General features: G+C 43.3%; 17 protein-coding genes and 1 tRNA gene. 11 read left to right on the forward strand and 7 right to left on the reverse strand.

Translation table 11 applies throughout. The annotated features are described in order from the left end of the window. Positions 1–126 precede the first annotated feature (126 nt). The gene (uvrB, locus tag OCV52_RS10675; RefSeq protein ID WP_137408080.1) at positions 127–2,157 is read right to left on the reverse strand and encodes an excinuclease ABC subunit UvrB; all 2,031 of its coding nucleotides are present in this window, start codon (positions 2,155–2,157) and stop codon (positions 127–129) included. A 509-nt stretch (positions 2,158–2,666) separates the two neighbouring features. Between uvrB and OCV52_RS10680 the strand changes: the two genes are divergently transcribed. Then, a tRNA-Asn gene (locus OCV52_RS10680) sits at positions 2,667–2,742 on the forward strand. A gap of 366 nt (positions 2,743–3,108) precedes the next feature. Here OCV52_RS10680 and OCV52_RS10685 read toward each other — a convergent pair. The 5 genes from OCV52_RS10685 to OCV52_RS10705 form a co-directional block, all read right to left on the reverse strand. After that, entirely contained in the window at positions 3,109–3,549 is a 441-nt protein-coding gene (locus OCV52_RS10685) for a hypothetical protein (RefSeq protein WP_137408079.1), read from the reverse strand. Positions 3,550–3,568: 19 nt separating this feature from the next. Beyond that, positions 3,569–4,900: an excinuclease ABC subunit B gene (locus OCV52_RS10690; protein ID WP_137408078.1), complete on the reverse strand. Its 1,332-nt coding sequence runs from the start codon at positions 4,898–4,900 to the stop codon at positions 3,569–3,571. 656 nt (positions 4,901–5,556) lie between these two features. Next, complete coding sequence (gene sph / locus OCV52_RS10695) at positions 5,557–6,942, reverse strand: sphingomyelin phosphodiesterase (protein WP_233090429.1); 1,386 nt, start codon at positions 6,940–6,942, stop codon at positions 5,557–5,559. 204 nt (positions 6,943–7,146) lie between these two features. After that, positions 7,147–7,527, reverse strand: coding sequence for a hypothetical protein (locus OCV52_RS10700; RefSeq protein WP_233090427.1), 381 nt, complete (start codon positions 7,525–7,527; stop codon positions 7,147–7,149). Between the two features lie 130 nt (positions 7,528–7,657). Then, on the reverse strand, positions 7,658–8,470 hold the full coding sequence (locus OCV52_RS10705; protein WP_137408074.1) for a winged helix-turn-helix domain-containing protein: 813 nt from the start codon (positions 8,468–8,470) through the stop codon (positions 7,658–7,660). Between the two features lie 828 nt (positions 8,471–9,298). On the opposite strand from OCV52_RS10705, the gene rsxA reads away from it, so the two are divergent. The 9 genes from rsxA to OCV52_RS10750 all read left to right on the forward strand — a co-directional run bounded on the left by rsxA (position 9,299) and on the right by OCV52_RS10750 (position 17,604). Beyond that, positions 9,299–9,877: an electron transport complex subunit RsxA gene (gene rsxA / locus OCV52_RS10710; protein WP_004737335.1), complete on the forward strand. Its 579-nt coding sequence runs from the start codon at positions 9,299–9,301 to the stop codon at positions 9,875–9,877. Positions 9,878–9,879: 2 nt separating this feature from the next. Then, positions 9,880–10,473 carry an electron transport complex subunit RsxB gene (gene rsxB / locus OCV52_RS10715; RefSeq protein ID WP_004734040.1) on the forward strand — a complete coding sequence of 198 codons (594 nt, stop codon included), beginning with the start codon at positions 9,880–9,882 and terminating at the stop codon, positions 10,471–10,473. A 7-nt stretch (positions 10,474–10,480) separates the two neighbouring features. Further along, entirely contained in the window at positions 10,481–13,261 is a 2,781-nt protein-coding gene (gene rsxC / locus OCV52_RS10720; RefSeq protein ID WP_137408073.1) for an electron transport complex subunit RsxC, read from the forward strand. After that, entirely contained in the window at positions 13,261–14,307 is a 1,047-nt protein-coding gene (gene rsxD, locus OCV52_RS10725) for an electron transport complex subunit RsxD (RefSeq protein WP_137408072.1), read from the forward strand. The genes rsxC and rsxD overlap by 1 nt, the downstream gene beginning before the upstream one ends. A gap of 13 nt (positions 14,308–14,320) precedes the next feature. Further along, on the forward strand, positions 14,321–14,950 hold the full coding sequence (gene rsxG, locus OCV52_RS10730; RefSeq protein WP_137408071.1) for an electron transport complex subunit RsxG: 630 nt from the start codon (positions 14,321–14,323) through the stop codon (positions 14,948–14,950). Continuing rightward, a complete protein-coding gene (locus tag OCV52_RS10735; protein WP_004741694.1) occupies positions 14,950–15,642 on the forward strand; it encodes an electron transport complex subunit E in 693 nt (230 codons plus the stop codon). Before rsxG ends, OCV52_RS10735 begins: the two co-directional genes overlap by 1 nt. Positions 15,643–15,808: 166 nt before the next feature. Next, a complete protein-coding gene (nth, locus tag OCV52_RS10740; protein WP_061033814.1) occupies positions 15,809–16,444 on the forward strand; it encodes an endonuclease III in 636 nt (211 codons plus the stop codon). Positions 16,445–16,551: 107 nt separating this feature from the next. Next, on the forward strand, positions 16,552–16,968 hold the full coding sequence (gene gloA, locus OCV52_RS10745) for a lactoylglutathione lyase (protein ID WP_008220190.1): 417 nt from the start codon (positions 16,552–16,554) through the stop codon (positions 16,966–16,968). A 201-nt stretch (positions 16,969–17,169) separates the two neighbouring features. Then, positions 17,170–17,604 carry a DUF2753 domain-containing protein gene (locus tag OCV52_RS10750; RefSeq protein ID WP_102426587.1) on the forward strand — a complete coding sequence of 145 codons (435 nt, stop codon included), beginning with the start codon at positions 17,170–17,172 and terminating at the stop codon, positions 17,602–17,604. Between the two features lie 102 nt (positions 17,605–17,706). On the opposite strand, the gene motY is transcribed toward OCV52_RS10750, so the two are convergent. After that, positions 17,707–18,588 (reverse strand): flagellar protein MotY, encoded by an 882-nt coding sequence (gene motY, locus OCV52_RS10755; protein WP_137408070.1) that lies wholly within the window; start codon positions 18,586–18,588, stop codon positions 17,707–17,709. A gap of 188 nt (positions 18,589–18,776) precedes the next feature. On the opposite strand from motY, the gene rnt reads away from it, so the two are divergent. Further along, positions 18,777–19,421, forward strand: coding sequence for a ribonuclease T (gene rnt / locus OCV52_RS10760; RefSeq protein WP_137408069.1), 645 nt, complete (start codon positions 18,777–18,779; stop codon positions 19,419–19,421). The last annotated feature ends 32 nt before the right edge of the window (positions 19,422–19,453 follow it).

Consider the following 19,453-nt stretch of genomic DNA (forward strand, 5'->3'; position numbering starts at 1 on the left):
ACCTAGCCAACTGACGTTGTTAGTGGACTTAGTGTTCACAAACGTAAGCCAGTAGAACATTTCCTACTGGCTATTTTTTGTCTAGAACACGAGCAAGAGGGAGGTTGAGCCAATAATAAGTAACATTTAGCTATTGGTTATAAACTGCTTTCTCAGCTGTTCAATTTCATCGCGTTTCTGCGCTGCCAATTCAAACTCCAAGTTTTGAGCATGTTGGTACATCGCCGCTTCCAGCTTACTGATCTCTTTATCGAGTTGTTGTGGCGTCAGCACAGCATAGCTCTGTGAAGGCTCTGCCACCTTAGACAATGGCACCTGTTTAGATTGGCGCTGTTGCTTCGACTTGGTAATGTCACCCAGTTCCATAATGTCTTTGATATTACGCTTAAGCGCTTGCGGCGTTATGCCCTGCTCTTCGTTGTAAGCCTGCTGTTTCTCTCTACGACGGTCGGTTTCATCAATCGCTTTTTTCATCGACTTAGTAATCGAGTCACCGTATAAGATCGCTTTACCTTCAAGGTTACGCGCCGCACGACCAATGGTTTGGATAAGAGATCGTTCAGAACGTAGGAAGCCCTCTTTGTCTGCATCAAGAATCGCCACCAGCGATACTTCAGGCATATCCAAACCTTCTCGAAGTAAGTTAATGCCCACTAACACGTCGAACTCACCCAGACGTAGATCTCGGATGATCTCGACACGCTCAACCGTATCAATATCCGAGTGTAAATAACGCACTTTAACACCATGTTCTGTTAGATATTCTGTTAAGTCTTCCGCCATTCGCTTAGTCAACGTAGTCACCAAAACACGCTCTTCTTTCGCTGAACGGATTCTGATTTCAGACAATAAGTCATCAACCTGAGTTGCAACAGGTCTTACTTCAATAATTGGGTCTAACAAACCAGTAGGACGAACCACTTGATCGGCAATCTCGCCATCTGATTTCTCAAGCTCGTAGTTTCCAGGCGTTGCTGAGACGAAAATCGTTTGTGGAGCAATCGATTCAAACTCATCGAACTTCATTGGTCGGTTGTCTAACGCAGACGGTAGACGGAAGCCAAATTCAACCAAGGTCTCCTTACGAGAGCGGTCACCTTTATACATCGCACCGATTTGCGGCACGGTAACGTGTGACTCATCAATGATCAGCAGACCATCATCAGGCAAATAGTCGAATAATGTTGGAGGCGCTTCACCTTCAGCACGACCACTCAAGTAACGTGAGTAGTTTTCAATGCCCGAGCAGAAACCAAGCTCTGTCATCATCTCGATATCAAATTGAGTTCTTTGTGAGATGCGCTGCTCTTCGAGAAGTTTGTTATTGTCCTTAAGGTATTGGGCACGATCTCGCAGTTCATCTTTGATGTTCTCGATCGCTTCAAGGATTTTTTCTCTCGGTGTCACATAGTGAGTCTTTGGATAAACCGTAAAGCGTGGCAAATCTCTTTGTTTAATTGCGCCAGTTAGCGGGTCGAAGATACTGATACAGTCGACTTCATCATCAAACATTTCGATTCGTACTGCGTCTTGGTCGGATTCAGCCGGAAAGATATCAATCACTTCACCACGAACACGAAACTGACCACGCTCAAAAGCAACGTCGTTTCTGGAATATTGAAGTTCGGCCAAACGACGCAAGATATCGCGCTGATCCATGATCTCGCCACGGCTCAAGTGAAGCATCATTTTCAAATAAGATTTAGGATCACCCAAACCATAGATAGCGGACACAGACGCAACGATAATGGCGTCCTTTCTTTCTAATAGGGCCTTAGTTGCCGAGAGCCTCATTTGCTCAATATGAGCGTTTACAGACGCATCTTTCTCAATAAATGTATCCGTGGTTGGAACATAGGCTTCTGGTTGGTAGTAGTCATAGTAAGAAACGAAATACTCGACGGCGTTATTTGGGAAGAAAGACTTCATCTCACCATATAGTTGAGCAGCCAACGTCTTATTCGGCGCCAATAGGATTGCTGGTCTTTGAGATTGGGAAATGACGTTAGCAAGCGTAAAGGTTTTACCCGACCCCGTGACCCCTAATAGAGTTTGATGTGCGAGACCGGAATCCAGTCCATCTAGTAATTGGGTAATCGCAGTCGGCTGGTCACCGGACGGACTGTAGTCCGATACCAAATCAAAAAGTTTACTCATAGGTCGCCATTTCCATACTGTTTTTTTAATCAGGTCATTGTCACTCTATGAGGAGTGTCGATGCAACTATTATCTGGAGAAATGCATCTTAAGATTAGAGATCAGTTATAGCTTTTAATTTTAGAACTTGGTATTATCCGTGCCCCTGCAAAGTTTCCTCAGCTAAATTACTCGAATTTTAATCCACTACTTTTCCCCAAAAAATCTAAAAATACCGCTTGTTTTACTGCTCCCTTTGTAATCAAGAAAAGTTATACAATCGTAATAAATTGCAAACTATCCTTTAAATACATCAAGTTAGATCAGATTTTTACATTTTCAGATTTATCCCAGCTATTGTTGTTAAAGTTTCACACACACACTTATCCACAATTTTGGTGGATAACTAAAGCAAAGCCAAACCCAATAAGGCGTTCAAGAAAGTAAAGTTTTTTATCTGATTTTTTTCTGTGATTTTTTATTGACAGAAAAAAGGAGTCTTATTAAAATTCGCGTCGCTAACAAGCAATTCCCCCTTAGTTCAGTTGGTAGAACGGCGGACTGTTAATCCGTATGTCGCAGGTTCGAGTCCCGCAGGGGGAGCCAAATTTCAAGAAGCCGCATCACTAGATGCGGCTTTTTACGTTTTAAAGCGACTGGTTTGTACCAAACCAATGTCTCAGAGCTGGCCGCCCGCGTTCTAGTCCCGCAGGGGGAGCCAAATTCTAGAAAAAGCTCAATCGAAAGATTGAGCTTTTTTCGTTTTAACTGCGACTAACTTGTTCCAAGTTAATGTCTCAGACCTAGTCGGCCACGTACGAGTCCCGCAGGGGGAGCCAAATTTCTGGAAAAGGTAGGATGTGTCTAGCGCGGATCAAAAAAGCCACAAACGAATCCGTGGCTTAGTTAACCTTTGAGACTACAGACTACCCGAAAAGCAATAGGTAAACAGTAGAGCCCATTTGTGTTGCATTACAGGTGACGAGCGATCGTATCCATTAGCACAGCTGCAATCTTATCATCGCCAGCTTTATCGCCCTTGCTGTAGGTATTGATCTGACGCTTCGATGAGTCGTGGATATTGGTAATAGCTACCACCTCTCTCTCGATACCAAACCCAACCAACTGAATCATCAAGTCTTTATTTTTGAATGAGTCGCCAACGATCACGATAGAGTTAAAATCTTTCAGTAGCTCTTTAGTCAGATCTTCAACTTGAACATCATTACTATTAATAAAAAAGATATCCGCAGACTTCGTAGAGCTTCGCTCTCCAGCAGACTTCAGTTGTAGTTGCTGCATCTCATTGAACACGCCATTATCTTGCGTTCCAATGGTAGATAGGCTCGCAGCATTAGAAGCCAAAGACAATAGCAGTGTACTAGCAAAAACAGTACTTTTAACAAAATTCATTCTCTTTACCCTCTAATAACTAAAGAATTGTTTCTTTCATAATGCGGAAAGTTTGACCTTTATCGTCAATAGTGCAATCGGTATCGATCGTAATGCCGTAGTTAGAATCTCTTTGGTATAAAGTTGATTCATTCTCATTAATTGACCAATTGCTGCCATACATGTTCAGATAAGCGCGCGAAACCGTCACCGCATTGCCAAATACCAGCTTTTGATCACGACAAGTATTCCAATCAGCAGTGTAGTTTTCCTGCCACGTCTCATAGCTCTTCAGATCATAAACTCGGTACAGGTCTTCACCCCAAATTTCAGCAGCATTCTTTACATGCCAAAATTCTTCAGATGGAGCATCTCTGTAATACCCAGCTTCTCCCACAGCTTTTGTATTAATAGTCTGGATAACCGAGTGACCGATATCATTACCTTCATCAACCGAGGTGTAATTCAACATACTGTGTGTCTGGCTCGATTCTTTGGTTTGGCTAAAACCAAAGCCCACTCCGAGACCAGCAGACGGACCATCTGATTTACTCGCTTCAAAAGAGCCTGTAATATCAAAGCTATAAGACGTACTCTCAGCTAACGAAATCTCTTTGTTCACATTACTCGAACTTGGAAAGCTCTGCTGATTCACAAACAGATTTCCATGTCGGCTTTGAGGGAGACAGTAATCGTTGTTTTTATCGTTTTCACACTCTTCAGACAAGTACTTCCAAGTCAGCCTTGATTGCTCTTTCGCATTATTAGGTGCCTCTTCAACGGCTTTCTGGTGAGCCCAATTGTAGGCATTGTCACCTGACATGAAATTAAATTGAGAATTACCATGGAAGATCTGACCTAAGTATCCTTCTCTGTAATAAAAATGTGGAGCAACTTTCTCATCTTCCCACTCGAAAAAATAGCTTCCATCGGCAAGGGTTTGGCGCGTGACATTCATACTGCCGTCAACCGCCATAATATAGTTAGTCTTATTTGACTGAGAAAACATCAACAAATCGATAGTACGTGCGACATCAACCTGTTCATGAATTTGATACCTCTCCTTACCATAGCTATAAGCACCATTCTGAGAAGTGATCATAAATTGCTCTTCAATTTGACCATCTTCTATTCTTGCATGCTGACAGAGGTTCGCAATTTTTCCAGGTAAACCCTGCTGCTCTAGGTGATTGTTAATGTATTCCACTTTGGCATTAAAGATATCACAGGCTGTTGCCGGGTCATCGTACGCAACATACTCATCAGCCCCTTTGAAGTAGGCATCATCAATCCCAGGGATAGGAGATGCATTAGCATAGCCAGATAACATAGATACTGTTATCAAGCTTAAACTGAAGCGTTTTAATTTCATCACTCGTTCCTTTTAATTGCGTTAACATCAATATCGATGCCTTTTAAAATTAACGAGCGAAAAGAATATAATCGCAATTAAGTTGTAATAAAAAAATCTATTGTGCTTTTGAAATAACCTGAATAATAGTGAAATCACCATTTCAGTCATATATCACAGGAAAAATTAAGATTGATAATTTTAGACTCTTCTTCCTTAAACCTTCGATAACAATGTGAAGTAAGTCGCCCCTGCTCTGTACGAAAAGAAAGGCCTGAATGACCTATATTAATTCTCTTCCGCCATACTAATAGGTCTTCTAACGAATCGACCTTCTCTATTTGAATTTGTATTTTTTCAAAGTATCCGTCAAAGTTCATAATTCAATATCTTACTAAAGCCAAAAACCAAATTTCAACACATCATGAATTTAAAAATTCAGTGAGCCATTTAATAACCGAAAATTGAGTGGATTGTTTTTATAATGTAAAAAAGCCACGTTAAAGTGGCCTTTTTTTCTTATACTAGTGAACTCTGGACAGCGGTGATCGCTAACCATGCTCACCTCTTACTATAACTAAACACACTCTAATGATTTACTATTTATAATAAACTAAATTCTTCAAATAGTACTGAAAATCAAGTAATTTCAATAAAAATCAACATTCAGAATATGTTCATTCATAAGTAAGATTCGATTCCCAGTCGGAAAATTCAAAGTTGTCCATCTCAATAATGAACAGCCCATTGTCGCCAACGGGTAGCTCGTTAGTCCCTTTGATATACATTTTACTAGGCTCAAGATATTTGTCTGCGGATGTCCAGAGATGATGAGCATGATCATAAATATACACAACATCACCATTCTGGATGCAGCTATCGGATTCTGTTAGGCGACTAATCTTCATGAAGTCAGAAGAATCGTGATCTGCCGTGTAATACGAACTGCCACTATAGGTCCAATAGTAATCTTTATAATCATCTGTTCTAGAAATCTGTACATAGTCATGGTCATGGATACAAGTACTAATATATGGATGCCAGTTGTCCAACTTAAACTTCGCGTTGGATTGCTCTCCATCATGACCATAGGTAAGCCAGCCATTAGACACATTTGGATCTGCGTAAACATATTCGCCAGTCGATCGATGCTTTAGCCTGATTGCGTCATATGGCTTATTGGTTGGGCGCACACTATGAGTTGGCGTGTTTTTATCCGCATACTCAAATGCAGCGACAGGGAAATGGTCTGAATACTCGTAAAAGTAATATGACTCCTGTGTGCCATCCAGAAAAACTCTATCCGATACGATATCTAACACTTGGTTGTGCCAGTTCTTGGGTTGCTTATGACTACGTTCAACAAGAACATAGTCTAGTAATTGCCCTTTTAAGTCTGGGTAGTTTGCGTGAGCTAAACCATTGACAGCAGGGTCCCATGAGTATGGCGCACCAGCATAGTTGGTCGGCGCTGATACATTTAAGGTCTCGAGCATTGAGGAAAACTCTTGTGAGTCCTTTGCTACATTTAGGTCACCAGCGATAAAAAACATTTCGTCAGCTGAGCGGTTCGCTCTGAAAACATAACTCTCTATCTGTGCGAACTGGTCTTGTCTAACCACTGATGGAGAAATGTTGCAGGTGTCATCGTCAGCTTGAACGTGAGTGCCAATAACATTATACCTCTCCCCACCTTTATTAATGACGGTGTGTATAAAACCTTTTTGAGAAGCCCAATCCGCACCGCAACCCTCTCTGAAAATCACTTGTGACTTATACTCAATTGGATATTTACTGAATACAATCACACCGCCATCATCAAGAGATGTCGAACGCCAACCTTCAGTATGATCCCAGCCACTCTTTGTGCGCCCCAAAACGGGCGTTAGATATCCAAACTTCTGAGCGAGTGCATCGATAAGTATTTGACTCGCTTGGTTATCGAACACTTCGTTAAATACAACCACGTCAATATCATCAAAAATCGACGAGTTCGCCAATAACTCTGCTCGCTTGTTTGGATTAGTCCCACCAACGAAAATGCCCAGATGATGATCCAGCATATAGACATTATAATTCATTATCTTGGGAGGTGAGCTGTTCTCATCAGCTCGTAAAGTAAATGTGAACAGTATTAGAAAAACTGATATTAGATATCGTGTCATGGTTAGTACATCTCCTATTAAACTGAGATGCATCCTCCCATAATGATATAATTGATAGTAATTAAATAGACCTAAAAAAAATATCAAACCATGGTTAAAACCTTAATAGTCATCATAAAAGTCTGCAATTGGCAGTGGTTCCATTTTCACAGCGACCATTTTCTTTACAGGGCTATTTGAAATGATAAGCATATATTGGTTCGGTAGCTCTTCAAGTATTTGAACTGACTTAAAGAAGGATAACTTATTTCGTGCTTTTACATATCTATCATAAACAAGCATGTCATCATCATGCTCAAAATCAATATCGCCATGATCAACGCGTTCTTCACGTAAGCTTACATTAAATAGGCCATCACTCTTGCGAATGAATTTTCCTTTTGTGTAAATACCTAAGGTGTTATTGAGTCCAGCTTCTTTTATAACCGTAACCGCCTCGAAATTATCCTCACTGATCACGACGTCCATGTGCTCTGTGGCCATATAGTCACCATCTACTGTCATATAAAGGGTGGTAGAGTTGACCAAAACATTATTTTTCGAACGTAGGCTGTGTGTAATAGAAGCGAACATTAAACAAAGACAAAAAAGAAGAAAGTAAATGCTTTTATTTTTAGTAAACATAACGACTAAGCTCCGCCTTAACCATACCAACGAGATCGTCCGTAGACTGAGGAGATTCAAACAAAACCACTAAATTGACAGGTGGTGCCAATGGCTTGAGGATTACAATAGATAAGCTTTCTTGAGAGTGAGCAAGGATCAATCGGCTTAACCTACCTTGTTTGACTTCTTCAGAAACCAGAGGAGTAACGCCTTTTGCGACTACTTTGGCCTCTTCTTCATTATCGCAATAGACCGTTAACGCTTCGCTAGAAAACATTTTGGTTAGTGGAAGCCAACTCGTTAAATTAGGCTCTTTTGTAGCAAACACCAATGGAAACAATGCCGCAATCACAATGAATACGAGGCCCAATGCAATATAGAGTTGATTACGCCCAAATGTATGTTGTGTGTTTTTATCGGTACTTTCTTCAAAGCTCTCAGCCTTACCACTCGGTTCCCCGGTTAATAAGTGGCCTTGGCTATCTAATTTACTATCACTGTCTTCTAGACACGATACCGCCTCACTTTCTAGTTTATAACCAACCTTAGCGACCGTTTTCAGGTACTTTTGTTGCTTCCCATCATCCTCGATCAAAGTACGTATCGCGCTAATCGATTGTGTAAGTGACCCTTCAGACACATGTTTTCCTGGCCAAGCTCTGTTCAACAAATCTTCTTTTGTATTAATTTTCCCAGCGTTTTCACACAACATTAGAATCACAAGATGATCGTGATAGCCAATGCGCTTTTCTTCATTTTTGAGTAAATCAGTCACTAACGGGTGATCTAGGTGAATTAACCAATTATTTAATTTGTACATAAATTAGCCTTGAAAACTGAATGACCATAATATTTATATAAACATAAATTTCATGGATAAATATTGGATTCATTTAAATAATTTTTCATATGTCACTTGATTCATTCAACCATTTATCACTAACCGAACGTTAACAGGATTAACTAAATGGTTATTTAAAAAGGCAAAATAAGTAACTTTTTTGTAAAAGCAACTATATATAAAAAATGCTTCGCCATGAAACAAAAAAAACTAAAATACATACAATCTAAACTTGATAACTATTTCATAAAAAAAAGAGAGTGGAACCTACCCAATTATTAGTAAATGTTACAAATTAATTAATAAATCGATTTATAATGACAATAAATGTCTCTTGGCTTTTGCTCTTACTGGGAAAAACCTTTGCCTAGACGTTCGCTCAGAATCGTATTTACAACAAACTAATCTTCGCAGATTAAGTTTTTGCTTATGCGAGACTCATTTTGGGCAAATGATTTGACTCTTCCCCCCAATCCTCAGTGATGAAATTATTTTCTAAAACTGATACGTACATTTGCTCAACAAGAGTACGCCTTTTTGGCCAGCTACCAGAAAATTTGACACTAACCCCGTTAAAATTGTCAATTTCCCTGCTCACCAAAATGACATACAGAACCCCAACCCCATCCTTGGCATGCGTGTCATTTCTACGCTTCAGAACAACTAATTTGTTGTGATGAGATCTGCTATCCTCCTATTGAGCGTATAAATTTCCATCAGACATACAAAACCACACCGTTCACTGGTTGTTATTAGGTGAGCAAAACAGGATAATATCGGGATCGGAATCTCAAGAATTAATCCATTATGACCGAATACCTTTTGTTGTTGGTTGGCACTGTGCTGGTCAATAACTTTGTGCTAGTGAAGTTTTTAGGGCTATGTCCATTTATGGGAGTCTCCAAGAAACTGGAGACTGCAATTGGTATGGGCCTCGCGACGACTTTCGTTCTTACGTTAGCGTCGGTATCTGCATACCTAGTAGAAACCTACATCCTTACCCCTCTGGGTATTGAATACCTGCGTACCATGAGCTTCATCTTGGTTATCGCAGTCGTGGTTCAATTTACGGAAATGGTCGTTCACAAAACCAGCCCCACTCTTTATCGCCTATTGGGGATTTTCCTGCCCCTTATCACCACCAACTGTGCGGTATTGGGCGTGGCACTCTTGAACATCAATGAAAACCACAACTTCATCCAGTCTATCGTTTATGGTTTCGGCGCGGCGGTAGGTTTCTCTCTTGTTCTGATCCTATTTGCTGCAATGCGTGAACGTATTGCGGTTGCAGATGTTCCAATGCCCTTCAAAGGCGCATCGATTGCGATGATCACAGCAGGCCTAATGTCTCTGGCATTCATGGGCTTTACTGGGTTGGTGAAATAAGCATGAGTACCATTTTAATTGCGATCATTGCGTTAGCTGTTTTAGCCGCTGTTTTTGGCGCTATTTTGGGCTTCGCCTCTATTCGCTTCAAAGTAGAAGCCGATCCTATCGTCGATCAAATCGACACCATTTTACCGCAAACTCAATGTGGCCAGTGTGGCTACCCAGGTTGTCGCCCATACGCAGAGGCGATTGCTAACGGAGACAAGATCAATAAATGTCCTCCTGGCGGCCAAGCAACCATTGAGAAGCTAGCAGACTTAATGGGCGTAGAAGTTGAAGACTCCGCTCACGACTTAGATAACAAAGTAAAAACTGTTGCCTTCATTCATGAAGATATGTGTATCGGCTGTACTAAATGTATTCAAGCCTGCCCTGTTGACGCCATTGTTGGTGGTACTAAGGCACTACACACAGTAATTAAAGATGAGTGTACTGGTTGTGATCTTTGTGTCGCGCCGTGCCCTACTGACTGTATTGAAATGATTCCAGTGGCAACAACGACTGAAAATTGGAAATGGCAGATGAACATCATTCCTGTTACGGATATCACTAACCAAGCAACTGATGCGACCGCGTCAGAGCCTAAGGCATAGGGTTAGTATGATCTCTTTAATTGAACAAATTCGCACGGGCTCTATTTGGACCTTCCCAGGCGGCGTGCACCCTGCTGAAAACAAGAAACAGTCCAATACCACTGATATCGTTCATGCAAGGCTTCCAGAAGAAATCGTCCTTCCGGTCAAACAGCACATCGGTAAGCCTGGTAACTTATTGGTTGCCGCCGGTGACACAGTACTGAAAGGCCAACAACTAACGGCTCTAGATACTGGTTTTACATTGCCGGTACATGCACCTACATCAGGTGTGATTACTGCTATCGAACCAAGAACTACCGCTCACCCTTCAGGCTTGAGCGAACTCAGTGTGGTCATTAAACCTGATGGCTTAGACGCTTGGATTGAAAGAAATCCCGTTGAAGACTTTTCAACGAAAACCTCAGATGAGCTGCTTGATGTGATTCGCCAAGCCGGTATTTCAGGTATGGGCGGGGCGGGATTCCCTACTGCGAAAAAGCTCCAGTCAGGCCTAGGTCGTACTGATATTCTGATCGTCAACGCAGCTGAGTGTGAACCTTACATCACATCAGATGACAAGTTGCTTCAAGAGCATGCCGAAGAAGTGTTAAAAGGCATTGAGATAGTTGAACACATCCTTCAGCCCAAACTGACCGTGATTGGTATCGAAGACAACAAGCCAGCGGCAATTAAAGCACTTGAGGTTGCCGCGAAAGACAAAGACATCGTCATTCGCGTGATCCCAACTAAATATCCTTCAGGTGGTGAGAAACAGCTAATTAAGATCCTCACCAATAAAGAGGTTCCTGCTGGCGGCATCCCGGCTGACATTGGTGTATTAGTTCAGAACGTTGGCTCTCTCTACTCTATTAAAAGAGCAGTAATCGACGGTGAACCCGTAGTTAACCGCATCGTGACTTTAACCGGTAAGACTTTTAAGCAACCTCGTAACGTTTGGGCACTATTAGGTACACCTGTACACGAGTTGCTCGAAGAGTTTGGCTATAAAGCCGATAAAAAGCTACCGCGTTTGATTCTGGGTGGCCCGATGATGGGCTTTACCTTGCCACATGCCAATGTGCCGATCACTAAAACATCGAACTGTATTTTAGCGCCAACACGTCGTGAGATTGCACCAAGCACTTACGAGATGGAGTGTATTCGATGCAGTGCATGTGCCGAAGCTTGTCCAGCCTCTCTACTGCCTCAGCAGCTGCAATGGCACGCGAAAGCCAATGAGCTGGACAAGTGTGAAGAGCTAAATATTAAAGACTGTATTGAATGCGGTGCTTGTGCATTTGTTTGCCCAAGCGAAATCCCTCTTGTTCAGTACTATCGCCAAGCAAAAGCTGAAATCAAAACTCGAAAAGATGAAGCCGCTGCTGCAGAGCGCGCCAAGATTCGCTTTGAAGAGAAGAACGCTCGTATGGAGCGTGATAAAGCAGAGCGTGAAAACCGCTTTAAGAAAGCTGCAGATAACCGCCGTAAAGATATGAAAACATCTGGCGGTGATGATGCTATTGCTGCTGCTATTGCTCGTGTTAAAGCGCAAAAAGCTGCTGCGGAGCAGGCTCCGAATGAAGAGCCAGCAGTAAAACCTGCGGTTGCTGCCGCTATTGCAAAGGCAAAAGCGAAACAAGCTGCAGCTCAGAAAGCAGAAGGCGCTGAACCAGACAACTCAGAAATGTCTAAACTGCGTGAAGAGCGTAAGCGTCAAGCGAGAGAGCGCAAGGCACAACAAGCAGCAGCCGATACTCCTGCAGAAAGCTCAGGTGATGGCAAGAAAGACGCGGTTGCAGCTGCAATTGCTCGCGCCAAAGCGAAGAAAGCACAACAAGCTGAATCAGCTTCTGACGCTCCGGCTGTAAGCTCTGGTGACGCTAAGAAAGATGCTGTTGCTGCAGCAATTGCACGTGCTAAAGCGAAGAAAGCTCAACAAGCTGAATCTGCTTCTGAAGTTCCTGCTGAAAGCTCTGGTGACGCTAAGAAAGATGCTGTTGCTGCGGCTATAGCCCGTGCTAAAGCGAAGAAAGCACAGCAAGCGGAATCAGCTTCTGAAGCTCCTGTTGAAAGCTCTGGCGATGCTAAGAAAGATGCTGTCGCTGCGGCCATTGCTCGTGCTAAAGCCAAGAAAGCTCAACAAGCGGAAGCTCCTGCTGAAAAATCCGGCGATGCCAAGAAAGATGCTGTTGCTGCCGCTATCGCTCGTGCTAAAGCCAAAAAAGCCCAGCAAGCAAAGCAAGCAGAAACATCTGAACCAGTGGTTGAAGTTGAAACCGAGACTCAATCGGAGCAAGTCGCCCCTAAGAAAGCTGCAGTTGCTGCGGCCATCGCTCGCGCTAAGGCTAAGAAAGCACAGCAAGCGACCCAAGAAACAACCGAAGCTCCTGAACCTGCAGTTGAAACTGAAGCTGGAAGTTCTGGGGATGCTAAGAAAGACGCCGTTGCTGCCGCTATAGCCCGTGCTAAAGCAAAAAAAGCACAGCAAGCTAATCAAGCAGAAACATCTGAACCAGTAGTTGAAGTAGAAACTGATACTCAATCTGAACAGGTCGATCCGAAGAAAGCTGCTGTTGCTGCAGCTATCGCTCGTGCTAAAGCGAAAAAAGCTCAGCAAGCTAAACAGGTTGAAGCACAAGAAATCGCTCCTGAGCCTGTAACCGAAAAAGAGACTGAAGTGGTAGCTGAGACTCAATCACAGCCAGTCGATCCTAAAAAAGCAGCCGTTGCTGCCGCTATTGCTCGTGCTAAAGCAAGAAAAGCACAGCAAGAGCTAGATAAAAAGAACAATGAGGAGAAAGAGTAGTGGCCTTCTTTATCGCCAGCTCACCGCACGCACACAGTCGTAGAAGCACCCCAGATCTAATGAAATGGGTAGCTATTTGTGCATTGCCAGGTCTACTAGCTCAAACCTACTTCTTTGGATGGGGCACCCTCATCCAGTTAGTATTTGCTATTGCACTTGCTGTTATCTTTGAAGCAGCCGTAATGCTGTTAAGAAAACGTCCGCCAGTGATGGCGCTGCGTGATTACAGTGCTGTTGTAACCGCTTGGCTACTGAGCGTCGCCATTCCTCCACACTCTCCGTGGTGGATCCTCGTCATTGGTATGTTCTTCGCTATTATTATCGCGAAACACTTGTACGGCGGCCTAGGACAGAACCCATTTAACCCTGCGATGGTTGCTTACGTTGTTTTGCTGATTTCATTCCCAGTTCAAATGACGAGTTGGAATGCACCCGCGAGCCTGACAGCAGAAGCAACAAGCTTTATTGACTCATTCTTGATGATATTCACAGGCTTCAATAACGAAGGTTTGTCTCTGCAACAAGCACGCCTTGGTATTGATGGCACCACAATGGCGACGCCACTTGACGCATTCAAAACGGCATTAACGGCTGGCAACACCGCATCTGAAGCCTTGTCTCAACCGCAATTCAGCTGGTTAGCTGGCGTAGGCTGGGAGTGGGTGAACCTTGCTTACCTAATCGGCGGTTTAGTGCTGATTAAGCAACGTGTTATTCAATGGTATATCCCTGTGGCTTTCATCGGCAGTCTTACTCTGTTTAGTTTAGTGTTCTTAGTGCTCACTCCTGGTGAAACCGCTTCTCCAACCATTCACCTTCTGTCTGGCGCGACTATGCTTGGTGCATTCTTTATTGCAACCGACCCAGTTTCGGCTTCAACGACAGTTAAAGGTCGTTTGGTGTTTGGTGCCCTAATTGGTGCGTTAGTGTTTATTATCCGCAGTTGGGGTGGCTTCCCTGATGGCGTTGCGTTTGCTGTATTGTTAGCCAATATGTGCGTTCCACTGATTGACTACTACACCAAGCCTCGTACATACGGCCACTAAAGGAGCGGACATCATGCTAAATGCTATTAAGAAAAACGGCCTTGTGCTCGCGATTTTTGCCTGTGCATCGACAGGTTTAGTGGCCGTAACCCACTACCTAACAAAAGATCAGATCAAACAGCAAGAACAGGCTCAGTTGCTATCTGTACTTAACCAGGTGATCCCACACGATCTTCACGACAACGAACTGTTTTCGTCTTGTACTTTGGTTCAAGCAGAAGAGCTTGGTACAGAGAAAGCGATGCCCGCTTACATCGCCAAAATCAATGGTGAGCCAAGCGCGATTGCGATCGAGGCAATTGCACCAGACGGTTATAACGGTGCGATTAAGGTGATCGTCGGTATGAAAATCGACGGTACTATTTTAGGCACTCGTGTACTTTCCCACCAAGAAACTCCAGGATTAGGTGATAAGATTGATCTACGTGTGAGTGATTGGATTCTTTCGTTTGCTGGTAAACAAGTAACAGACTCTAATCTTGACCGTTGGAAGGTTCGTAAAGACGGTGGTGACTTCGACCAATTTACTGGCGCGACCATTACCCCTAGAGCGGTAGTGAAATCTGTCAAACAAGCGGTTCAGTACGTTAACCAAAACAACCAAGCATTTCTTGCTCAACCTCTAAATTGCGGTGGTGAATAATGAGTGATCATAAAACACTAATCAAAAATGGCATGTGGGCCAATAACCCTGCCCTAGTACAGCTACTTGGCTTGTGTCCGCTATTGGCTGTCTCTTCAACGGTGACCAACGCACTTGGGCTCGGTATTGCCACGCTACTTGTATTAGTCGGTTCGAACGTTGCCGTTTCTCTGGTTCGTAACCACGTGCCAAAAGAAGTGCGTATTCCAGTATTCGTGATGATCATTGCATCACTGGTAACGTGTGTTCAGCTGCTGATGAATGCTTACGCTTATGGCCTGTACCTATCTCTCGGTATCTTCATCCCACTGATCGTAACCAACTGTATCATCATTGGTCGAGCAGAAGCCTTCGCTTCAAAAAATGAAGTATTACCTGCCGCTCAAGATGGCTTCTGGATGGGTCTTGGTATGACATCAGTATTGGTGGTACTGGGCGCAATGCGTGAAATCATTGGTAATGGCACCCTATTTGATGGCGCAGATCTGCTGCTTGGTGATTGGGCATCAGCCTTAAGAATCGAAATTTTCCAATTTGATAACAGCTTCTTGCTGGCTCTACTTCCACCGGGTGCATTTATTGGTGTTGGTTTCTTGATAGCGTTGAAAAACATCATCGATCATCAAGCGAAATCGAAACAACCAAAGCCAGAAAAACCTGTTATTGAGCGTGCCCGCGTGACTAATGCTTAACAACAAAAATCTGCTGAGCTGCTCAACCGCTCAGCAGAAATAGATATAACCAATACACATAACAATGACGCTCATAAGAGCGCGTAACCGATGATACGGCCTGAGTTTCGAGTTTATTGAATACCACTCCAGAGCTCTACCCTAACTATTTGAAAGTAATGTCGCTATGAACAATGTAAAACGAGTACAAATACTTGAGCGTTTGAGGGAAAACAACCCAAAGCCAGAGACTGAGCTAAATTGGAGTAGCCCTTTCGAACTCCTAATTGCGGTGCTCTTGTCTGCACAGGCAACTGACGTCAGCGTGAACAAAGCCACAGATAAGCTTTATCCTGTTGCTAATACCCCACAAGCGATTTTTGACCTAGGTGTCGATGGCCTGAAAGAGTACATCAAGACTATCGGTCTATTTAATTCGAAAGCAGAAAACACCATTAAGACATGTCGTATGCTGCTTGATCTTCATAATGGTGAAGTGCCAGAAGATCGCGCCGCACTGGAAGCCCTGCCTGGTGTTGGCCGTAAAACTGCGAACGTAGTTTTGAATACCGCTTTCGGCTGGCCAACTATTGCCGTTGATACTCACATTTATCGCGTATCGAACCGAACTAAACTCGCGATGGGTAAGACAGTCGATGATGTCGAAGCCAAGCTACTTAAAGTAGTGCCAAAAGAGTTCAAACTGGATGTCCACCACTGGCTCATTCTTCATGGACGTTACACCTGTGTCGCGCGTAAGCCTCGCTGTGGCAGCTGTATTATTGAAGACCTGTGTGAGTTCAAAGAAAAAACCGACGTCTAAGTTCATAAGCAAGAACCACAAGCCAGTAGGCTAAGTAGTGTCGCAATGTCTGGCGGCAGAAAACAAAATTACAAAAACGTAAACATAGTTAAAGCTAGGAGCAAATCATGTCAAACGGTCGTATTTTACACACCATGCTACGCGTGGGTGATCTAGATAAGTCTATCGAGTTCTACACAAACGTAATGGGCATGCAGCTATTACGTAAGAACGAAAACAAAGAGTACGAATACACGCTAGCTTTCGTTGGCTTTGGTGACGAGTCGCAAGGTGCAGTGATTGAGCTGACATACAACTGGGGTACGACTGAATACGACCTTGGTTCTGCTTTCGGCCACGTAGCTATCGGTGTTGATGATATCTACACAACGTGTGACGCGATTAAAGCAGCAGGCGGTAACGTGACTCGTGAACCAGGCCCAGTAAAAGGCGGTTCTACACACATCGCATTCGTTAAAGATCCTGACGGCTACATGATCGAACTGATTCAAAACAAACAAGCAAGCGCAGGTCTAGAAGGTTAATTCTGAAATACCTTTGCGAGATACGGCTAGAACGCCTGATAAGATGAACAAAGAAGCGAGCACACTGCTCGCTTCTTTTTTATCACTCTCCCCACAACCGATATTCTTTACCAATTATTCTTAACAATCTCACTGATGAAACTTTACTTGATAATGATTATCATTTAAATTATCACCCCTATTGATTAGTGAGGTAATACAATGATTAGCGAATGGGAAAAACACACGTTACTCGCCGATACGGCATTGCAGCTCGACGATCCTATACGAAGTATTCTTCATTATCAGCAGGCACTGAACCTAAGTGAGGAGATTACTGAGCGTACAGATATAGAGGCCGATGAGCGGTTACTGATCTCGGTGATATCTTGTCATAACCTTGCGCAATTCTGGCGCTGGGCGGGTGATACCGAGTATGAACTTAAATACCTTCAACTAGCTTCAGAGAAAGTACTGACTCTGATCCCCCAGTGTCCCAATACACAATGTGCTAGCTTTATTGATTCTATTGGCTGTTGTAAAAAAGCACTTATCGATTTCATGAAACGCCATCCAAACCCTAAAATTGCCTCTATGGTGGAAAAGATCGATACCGCGACCAACTGCGAGATGATTGCTCGTTTCCGCCTGAACTAAGCAAGTTTCTTTCGCAGACGCAACGTATAGTTTGTTGATTCAGATATAAAAAGCCCGTCATGACGACGGGCTTTCTAATATGAGCTTTAAATTTTATTGGAGCTAAACCTGCGTTCTACCTAAAGAGATCACAACGCGTCGGTTCTTGTCTTTACCAATTGGCGAGTTATTGTCTGCAATCGGGCGACGTTTACCATAGCCTTGTACTTGGATACGGTCTTCTGGCAAGCCTAGAGATTTAAAGTACTCTCTTAACGATTCCGCTCTGCGCTCTGAAAGGTTTTGACTAATGCCTTTGCTGTCGACAGAGTCGGTGTACGTTGCCACCAGCACAAGATCGATGTCTTGGTTGTAACGAACATAATCAGCAATCTGACTCAGCCTTTTACGTGACGACTTGTTCAATTGATCGCTGTTGCGGTCGTAATGCAAAATAGTGAAAGAGATATCTTCAAAGCTGTAAGGCAGCAGGTTAGCAACACAATCACTGAACACATTGTATTTTTCTTGGAACAACACCGATGACAACGACACTTCGATTCGTTGATCTCGACTCTGCCACTCTTGGTAGCTGAATGTTGGATAGCGCCCTTTCTCTAACTCACTCAAGATCCCCCAAGCCGTTTGCCCGCCAACATAACCATCAAATTGCTGGAAGAACTTGATGGTTGTCATGCGATCGGCACTCTCGCCTGGACGCCAGGGTGGTGGCATCGAGATCAAGCTAACATTACGAGTCGCGCCCATTGGGCGACGCATTTTTAGCTCAAAATCTAAAATAATTTTTTTACTCGCACGGGATGAGAATTCAGCATCACCGAAGTTAGGGATCGGATGCACTAAGCGGCACTCTAATGGCGTGTTGGCCACCATCTCCCATGTCGACTGTTGAGGAGATGCTCCGTAACGCTTTTCTTGTGCCATGGCTGATGACGACATAAGTAGCGAAAATAGCATTGAACCTGTTATGAGTTGTTTCTTCATAAAGTGGAGTATCTCTTAAGCAATTCGTTTAACAATGCAGCCAATTGCCGCATTTTTCTCTCGTGTTTAAATATGCAATTATCAAGCCGCAATAGGTTAGGTAATTTAAGATTTATTGCCCTTCCCTAGTTTTTATCACTGCTATTATCTGCAATAATGCAGCCTTAATCACACTTATTTGGGCTAACATGATTGTAGAAAACGAAGCTCTGACCCTAAAAAAACGCTTCCGTGGCTATTTTCCAGTGGTCATCGACGTGGAAACCGCAGGGTTTAACGCAGAAACCGATGCATTATTAGAAATCTGTGCCATTACATTAAAAATGGATGAGAACGGAGATCTGCAGCCTGCATCAACGCTTCATTTTCACATTGAGCCTTTTGAAGGCGCAAATATAGAGCAGGCAGCATTAGACTTTAACGGAATTAAAGACCCATTTAGCCCATTACGCGGCGCAGTGTCTGAACAAGAAGCCCTTAAAGAAATCTACAAACTAGTGAGAAAAGAACAAAAAGCTTCTGATTGCAGTCGTGCAATCATGGTCGCTCACAATGCTACATTCGATTTAAACTTCGTTAATGCAGCAAGTGAGCGCTGTAAGCTTAAACGCGTCCCTTTCCATCCATTTGCTACTTTTGACACTGCAGCCCTTAGTGGTCTTGCCTATGGTCAAACCGTTTTGGCTAAAGCTTGCCGCACTGCAGGGATGGATTTTGACAACAAAGAAGCACACTCTGCTTTGTATGATACGCAAAAAACCGCTGAGTTATTTTGCGGCATAGTAAACAAATGGAAAGCCCTTGGTGGTTGGCCGCTTGTTGACGAAGAATAAAAATAGAATCGGTAAACGTATTGTCGTATTAC

Source organism: Vibrio chagasii, assembly GCF_024347355.1.
Classification (GTDB): Bacteria; Pseudomonadota; Gammaproteobacteria; order Enterobacterales; family Vibrionaceae; genus Vibrio; species Vibrio chagasii.